Here is a 7,204-nt window from a genome sequence, read left to right on the forward strand (position 1 = left end):
ATTAGAAAATAAAATTTGGTTAGTTTTTATACATTCTTGCAAAATATCTGAGGAATGAATTAAAGTAATAATGTTTTGGGTAAGAGCTTTTTGAGCTAATCTTTGTTGGGGGTTTTCCAAGGTGTTTTTTTCTAATTCCAAAATTTCTTGCTTGGGAATTAAAGTAAGCATTTTTAGATAATTGATTACTTCTTTATCAGAAACATTTAAAAAATATTGATAAATTTCATAAGGGGAAGTCATTGAAGGATTTACCCATAAAACCCCTTTTTCGCTTTTGCCAAATTTCGTTCCATCTGAATTTAACAAAAGAGGAGTGCTAATTCCTAGTGCATCGGATTTTTTTTCTAATTTTCTGATGAGTTCTAGTCCGCTTGTGATATTTCCCCACTGATCAGAACCGCCTAATTGTAATCTAACTTTATGATTTTTGTATAAATGATGAAAATCTAAAGATTGTAAAATCATATAAGAAAATTCAGTAAAAGAGATGCCAGAAGCAAGTCTTTTGGCTACTGCGTGTTTGGAAAGCATATAGTTAATGTTAAAAAGTTTTCCGTAGTTTCTGAGGAAAGAAATGATATCTATTTGAGAAAGCCATTGATAATTATTAACAAATTCTACTTGTTTGTTTAACAATATGTTTTTAAGTTGACATTCAATACTTTTAGCATTTTGCAATGAATTTTCTAAAGATAATAATTTTCTTTCTTCAGTTTCTTTGGGATCTCCTATTAAACCTGTAGCCCCACCTACTAAAATAACGGGTAGATGTCCTTGTCTTTGCATTAATAAAATCATTGTTATTTGAACTAAATGACCCACTGTTAAAGAATGAGAAGTAGGATCAAACCCACAGTAAAACTTAACTTGGTTGTTGTCTAATAATTCTTTAACTTGTGTTTCGTTACTACAATCTTTAATTAAATTACGCCATTTTAATTCTTCATAAAAAGACATTTTGGGCTCCTATTTTATTTTTAGAAATAATTTTCTTGGTTTTGAGAAAAATCATTAAAATAGGGTTGTTTTTAATAATTTTCTAAATTTTGTTTATTAAAAAAAGGGGGAAAAATATATTTAAAAAATGTTATTAAAAGTTTTTTATTATAAAAAAATGTATTTCTTTAAACAAAAAAACAATTTATCTTTGTTCTTTAATACGAGAAGCTTTAGAAGAAAGGTTGCGAACATAATGCAATTTGGCGCGACGAACAATACCACGACGAACTACTTCTATTTTCTCGTTAGTAGGGGAATGTACTGGGAAAGTTAATTCAATTCCTACACCAGCAAATATTTTTCTTACAGTAAAAGTTTCTGTAACTAATCTTCCTTGGCGTTTAATAACTAAACCTTCAAAAATTTGAACCCTTTTGCGGTTTCCTTCATCAATTTTGATAAATACTTTAACTGTATCACCAGGTTTGAAAAAAGGGACATCTTTAAGTTGGTGCTGGTTAACTGATTCTATTAAATTTTGTCCTTTTAATTGAGACATAATTTTGCTCCTTTGTTGAATTCAAATAAATAATTCTTGAATTATTTTTGTAATTCTTGTTTAATTTCTGTTAAAAGTTTGGTTTGTTCTAAAGTTAATTTTTTATTTTCCAAAAGATCAGGTCTTTTTTGTAAAGTTGCCTTCAAGCTTTCTTTTTGGCGCCAACATCTTATTTTGGCATGGTTTCCAGATAACAAAACAGCAGGCACTTCGTGATTCAAATAACTTTGCGGGCGGGTGTATTGAGGATATTTAAGCAAACCTTGTTGATGGGAATCTTCAAGATAAGATTGTTCTTTGATAACTTCTGGAAGCAGTCTTGTAATTGCATCAACCAAAACAGTAGCAGCGATTTCTCCTCCTGTCAAAACATAATCACCTATGGAAATTTCTGCATCAATATATTGCAATATTCTTGCATCAACCCCTTCATAATTACCGCATAAAATAATTAAATGAGTTTCTTTTTGAGCAAAATTAGTGGCATGTATTTGATTAAAAATTTGTCCTTGAGGAGATAATAAAATAACTTTACTTTGGGGAGTTTTTATTTTTTGTAGACAATCAAAAAAAGGAGGGAAAGAAAGCAACATTCCAACTCCTCCTCCATAAACGCTATCATCTACTTGATTATGTTTATTTTTGCTATAAGTTCTTAAATCATGAAGTTTTATTTGAACTTTTTTTTGTTCTAAAGCTTTTTTAATAATGGAAGTTTCACAAAAACTTTTAAAAAAAAGCGGAAAAATAGTGATAATTTCAATAATCATAAAATTTAGTTTTTAACCGTTAAAGGCGCTTTCATTTATTTTTGAAATTGAGAAAAAAATTATTTTTCAACTTTAGTGTTAGTTTTTGCAACAAATTTACTTTTTTTAAATACTTTTTTGACTGTTTTAGTTGGTTGAGCGCCATTGGATAACCATTTTTGCACTTTGTTGTGGTCTAATTCAACAATATCTAAAATAGTGTCATAAGTTCCTAAAATTTCTAAAAATTTACCATCTCTAGCATTTTTAGATTCGCTTGCAACTACTCTGTAAAAAGGTCTTTTATGCACTCCGAAACGTTGTAAACGCATTTTTATTGCCATAATAAAAACCCACTTTCTATTTTTTTATTAATCGTTTAATCGTAAATTAAAAAGTTCATCCTAAATATTATCACATAAAATAACTGAATTGTCAAGTGTTTTTGATAAAAAAGATGAGAAAAATGTTTTTTGATGAATTCTTAAAAAATAAAATCTTTTGAAGATTTTAATTAAGGTGAAAGACATTTCAGTACATTAAAAAATGTTTAAAAATCAAAAACAATAAATAATAAAGGGAGTGATTTTAATGAAAAATAGTGTGCTTTGTTGCTTTAAAAAAATAAAATATTAAAATTGTTCTAAGACAAGACAAAAAGAAAACCCAAAACAAATACTTTGGGAAATTATTTATTCTTTGAAATGACTTTTTATCTTTGCTTTTCCTATAATTATTTTTTTTATATTGGTTATTGATTAAAAAAATAATTAACTTTGTATTTTTATTTTTTATTCATGAGGAGAACTAATAGGTATTTTGGTTAAATATCCATTGATAAATTCGTCGATGTTTCCATCCATTACTTGTTCTAATTGAAAAATTTCTTGATTAGTGCGGTGATCTTTAACCATTTTGTAAGGATGAAAAACATAGCTTCTAATTTGAGAACCCCAACCATTTTCTTTTTGGTCGCTTTGAAATTTTTTAGCATTTTCTTCTTTTTGTTGTTTTGATGCTAATTGAAATAACTTGGTTTTTAGCATTTGCAAAGCTTTTTCTTTGTTTTTGATCTGACTACGTTCATTTTGACAACCCACTACTAATCCTGTTGGCAAATGAGTTATTCTTACTGCTGAATCAGTAGTATTTACGTGTTGTCCGCCTGCACCACTACTTCTAAAAACATCGATTTTAAGATCTTCTGTTTTTAAATTAATTTTGATTTCTTCATTAATTTCTGGCAAAACATCGCAAGCTACAAAAGAAGTATGTCTTTTGGAATTAGCATCAAAAGGAGAAATTCTTACCAAACGATGAACTCCTTTTTCCGCTTTTAGATAACCATAAGCATAAGTTCCTTTAATTAATAAGGTAGCTGATTTGATTCCTGCTCCTTCACCTGGTTGATAATCAAGAATTTCGGTTTTAAAATTCTTTTTTTGAGCATATTTTTGATACATACGGAAAAGCATTTCGCACCAATCTTGCGATTCAGTACCTCCTGCTCCTGGATGGAATAATAAAATAGCATTGTTAATATCATAAGGTTGATTCAAAAAAATTTTAATTTTGAAATCAAAAACGGCTTTAGTAAGGTTTTTTAATTCTTCTTCTAATAAAGCAGAAGTTTCATTTGGGCTTTCATTTAAATTAAATAAAGTTTCTAGATCCAAATAATTTTGTTCTAAAGTTTCTAAAGTAGTTTTTTTGTCTTGCAAGTCGTTGAATTGTTGGCTTATTGTAACAGCTTTTTGGGGGTCTTGCCAAAAATCTTCTTTTTGCATGGCGCAATTTAATTTTTCAATTGTTTGATTGGTTTTTTTTAAATCAAGGGCTTGTTTTAAATCTTGAAGGTTTTGATGCAAGTTTTGTAAAATTTGATTAATTTCGTATTTTTCCACAAATTAATTCCAAGGTTTTTTAGAAGTTCTTACTTTTCTAGTTCTTCTTTTTTTAGAAGATTCATCATCGCTTGAATCATTGTTTAAAAAAACTTTTTGTTTGGGAGGCGTTTTAAAACTATCTGCGAAAGAAAACTTTAAAATAGTAGCAGTAATGTCGTTTGCAATTTTTGCAATCATGTTATTGAATAAAACTTGTCCTTCTTTTTGATATTCAATAAAAGAATCTTGTTGTCCGTAACTTACAAATCCAATTCCTTGTCTTAAAGAACTCATGTCATTGATGTGGCGTTGGTAGTAATTATCAATTATTTTTAATGTAATCCATTTAAGACCTTTTGCAAAATATTGAGCTTTATCAGGGTCTTTTTCAAAAAAATCTTTTTGAGATTGTAAAGTGGCTTTTACTTTTTGCAATAAATGTTGTTGAAAAGAATCAAGGGAGTTTGTTTTAGGGTTGTTGCATAATTCTTGTACTTCTTCTAAATCAAAGGTTTGTTTAGGGAAAAATTTATTTTCTAAAAAAGTAATTAAAGTTTGGGTTTGACATTGGGTAGGGTTGTTAGTAAAATGTGGCAAAATAGCTTTATTAAGGGTCTTTTGCATTAAATCTTGAACGATTTGTTCTACTCTATTGCTAACTAGAATTTCTTTTCTTTGGTTATAGATAATTTCTCTTTGAATACGTAAAATATCATCATATTTTAAGAGGTATTTACGATAGTCAAAATTGGAAGATTCTACTTTTTTTTGTATTTTGGTAAAAAATTTAGTCACCATTTTAGATGAAGTTTTAGTTTCGGAATCGCTTATTTTTTGGAGCAAAGAAATAATTTTTTCTATTCTAGTGCCACCAAATCTTTGGGCAAGTTCATCTTCGCTAGAAATAAAAAAACGTGAATAACCAGGGTCGCCTTGACGTCCAGCACGTCCTCTTAATTGGTTATCAATTCTTCGTGATTCGTGTCTTTCAGTACCTAAAACAGCAAGTCCGCCTAATTCTTTAACCCCTTCGCCTAAACGAATATCAGTTCCACGTCCTGCCATATTAGTAGCAATAGTAACTGCATTTTTAAGTCCTGCCTTAGCAATGATGTCTGCTTCTTTAGAGTGGTTTTTGGCATTTAGAATTTCGTGTTTAATGGAATGTTTTTTTAATTTTTTAGAAATAATTTCAGAAACTTCTACTGTAGTTGTCCCAATTAAAATGGGTTGTCTTTTTTTGTGGCGAGAAGTTATTTCTTCAATTAAAGCGTCGTATTTTTCTTTTAAAGAAACAAAAATAAAATCGGGCTCGTCAATTCTTATCATAGGAACATTGGTAGGAATTTCGATAACTTCCATGTTATAAATGTCTCTAAATTCATCTTCTTCGGTTTTGGCAGTTCCTGTCATCCCTGATAATTTGTGATAAAGACGGAAAAAATTTTGATAAGTAATAGTAGCTCCAATGGAAGTTTCTTCTTTAATTAATACTCCTTCTTTGGCTTCTAATGCTTGGTGAAGACCGTCGCTAAATTGGCGTCCTGGCAAAGCACGTCCAGTAAATTGATCAATAATTAGAACTTGTCCATCTTTGTAATCAACTAAGTAATCTTTGTTTTTGTGCATCGTAAAAGCTGCTTTAAGGGCGTTTTTGACATGGTGGAGCAAAGAGGCGTGTTCTACGTTGTATAAATTATCAATTTGGAAAAAGTTTTCAGCTTTGGTAATTCCTTCTTCGGTAAGTTCAATTGTTTTAGTTTCTAATTCAATAAGATAATGTCTATTTTTAAGGGTGCGAACAAAACGTTGTGCTTCTTTGTATAAATTCTTAGTTTCTTTGACACTTTGGGAAATAATTAAAGGCGTTCTTGCCTCATCAATTAAAATAGAGTCTACTTCATCAACAATAGCATAACTGTAAGGGCGTTTCATTACCAAATTGGAAGCTTCAATTTCCATGTTGTCTCTTAAATAATCAAACCCTAATTCACTGTTAGTAGTGTAGAGAATATCACATAAATAGGCTTGTTGTTTTTGTGCGTGGTCTTTGTCTTTGGTATTAAGTCCTACTGTCATTCCCAAAAAGCGAAAAACATCACCGATGCTACCTTCAAATTCTCTTTTAGCTAGGTATTCATTGACTGTAACAATGTGAACAGGGTTACCACTTAAAGCGTTAAGATAAGCAGGCATGATGGCAGTAAGGGTTTTTCCTTCCCCAGTTTTCATCTCAGAAATATTTCCTTGATGCAAAATTACAGCGCCCAAAATTTGAACGTAATAAGGAGTAAGTCCTGTTACTCTTTTGGTAGCTTCTTTGGCAAGAGCATAGGCTTCGGGCAGCAGTTGGTTAAGGGTTTTTCCTTCTTGAAAGAGTTTTTTTAATTCTGCGGTTTTTGTGGCAAAATCTTTGTCATCTAATAAAGCCATTTGGGCTTCTAAATTTTGTACTTTATTAGCTATGGTTCTAGCTTTTCTTAAAGCTTTTTTGGAAGAATTAAATATTTTTTTTAAAAAATTTAACATAATCGTTTAAATCCTTTATATTTTTTAGTTTTTGAATTTGTAATTGCGGGTTGTTGGTTCGTATTTCAATAATTCTTACTTTGGTTCAATATTAAAAAATGAAAATAAAATGAAGTGAGGTGAAAGTGCAATGAAAATAAAATAATGTTAATTTTTATCAAAAACCTGAGTGAAAAAACAAAAATTAACAATCTTAGGGGGAAACCAAAGTAATTGGAGGGAAAAATGAAAATAATTGGGGTGGTATTTTGGGTAGCAAAAGCCCTTATTTGCAATCCCATTATTATTTATTTTAACATATATTTAGTGGTTTGTTGACATCATTTAATTATTTTTTGCTGTTTGTGGCTTTATTTGCGGATTTGATGGTGGTGGTGAAAAAAAGCAAAAAGCGCGCGAGGAAAAAATGAAAAAAAGACTACCGCCATTAGATAGTCTTTTTTTAGTTAAAACAATTTATTTTGTGTTTTTAAAAATTGCTTTAAAAATTTGAACAATAAATGCTACCTAGAGAATTTTTTAATAATTTGCATTAATAA

General features: G+C 29.6%; 6 protein-coding genes. All 6 read right to left on the bottom strand.

Annotated features, from left to right (window positions below; all coding sequences use genetic code 11):
• Positions 1-960: tyrosine--tRNA ligase (gene tyrS / locus OL66_RS00125; protein WP_034171980.1), on the bottom strand; the 960-nt coding region annotated here is incomplete at its 3' end.
• A 184-nt stretch (positions 961-1,144) separates the two neighbouring features.
• Positions 1,145-1,501, bottom strand: a complete 357-nt coding sequence (gene rplS / locus OL66_RS00130; protein WP_011160821.1) for a 50S ribosomal protein L19 — start codon at positions 1,499-1,501, stop codon at positions 1,145-1,147.
• A gap of 41 nt (positions 1,502-1,542) precedes the next feature.
• Positions 1,543-2,271 carry a tRNA (guanosine(37)-N1)-methyltransferase TrmD gene (gene trmD, locus OL66_RS00135; protein ID WP_034171981.1) on the bottom strand — a complete coding sequence of 243 codons (729 nt, stop codon included), beginning with the start codon at positions 2,269-2,271 and terminating at the stop codon, positions 1,543-1,545.
• 59 nt (positions 2,272-2,330) lie between these two features.
• Positions 2,331-2,594, bottom strand: coding sequence for a 30S ribosomal protein S16 (rpsP, locus tag OL66_RS00140; RefSeq protein WP_011160823.1), 264 nt, complete (start codon positions 2,592-2,594; stop codon positions 2,331-2,333).
• A gap of 447 nt (positions 2,595-3,041) precedes the next feature.
• Complete coding sequence (gene prfB, locus OL66_RS00145; protein WP_034171982.1) at positions 3,042-4,154, bottom strand: peptide chain release factor 2; 1,113 nt, start codon at positions 4,152-4,154, stop codon at positions 3,042-3,044.
• Between the two features lie 3 nt (positions 4,155-4,157).
• Positions 4,158-6,665, bottom strand: a complete 2,508-nt coding sequence (gene secA, locus OL66_RS00150) for a preprotein translocase subunit SecA (RefSeq protein WP_034171983.1) — start codon at positions 6,663-6,665, stop codon at positions 4,158-4,160.
• Positions 6,666-7,204 lie beyond the last annotated feature (539 nt).

Origin of the sequence: Chrysanthemum yellows phytoplasma (assembly GCF_000803325.1) — a bacterium.
Lineage (GTDB): Bacteria > Bacillota_I > Bacilli_A > Acholeplasmatales > Acholeplasmataceae > Phytoplasma > Phytoplasma asteris.

Excerpts from the sequence above, each read along its gene's own strand:
- rpsP (WP_011160823.1), bottom strand. The coding sequence starts at position 2,594 with ATGGCAATAAAAATGCGTTTACAACGTTTCGGAGTGCATAAAAGACCT.
- trmD (WP_034171981.1), bottom strand. The coding sequence starts at position 2,271 with ATGATTATTGAAATTATCACTATTTTTCCGCTTTTTTTTAAAAGTTTT.
- secA (WP_034171983.1), bottom strand. The coding sequence starts at position 6,665 with ATGTTAAATTTTTTAAAAAAAATATTTAATTCTTCCAAAAAAGCTTTA.
- rplS (WP_011160821.1), bottom strand. The coding sequence starts at position 1,501 with ATGTCTCAATTAAAAGGACAAAATTTAATAGAATCAGTTAACCAGCAC.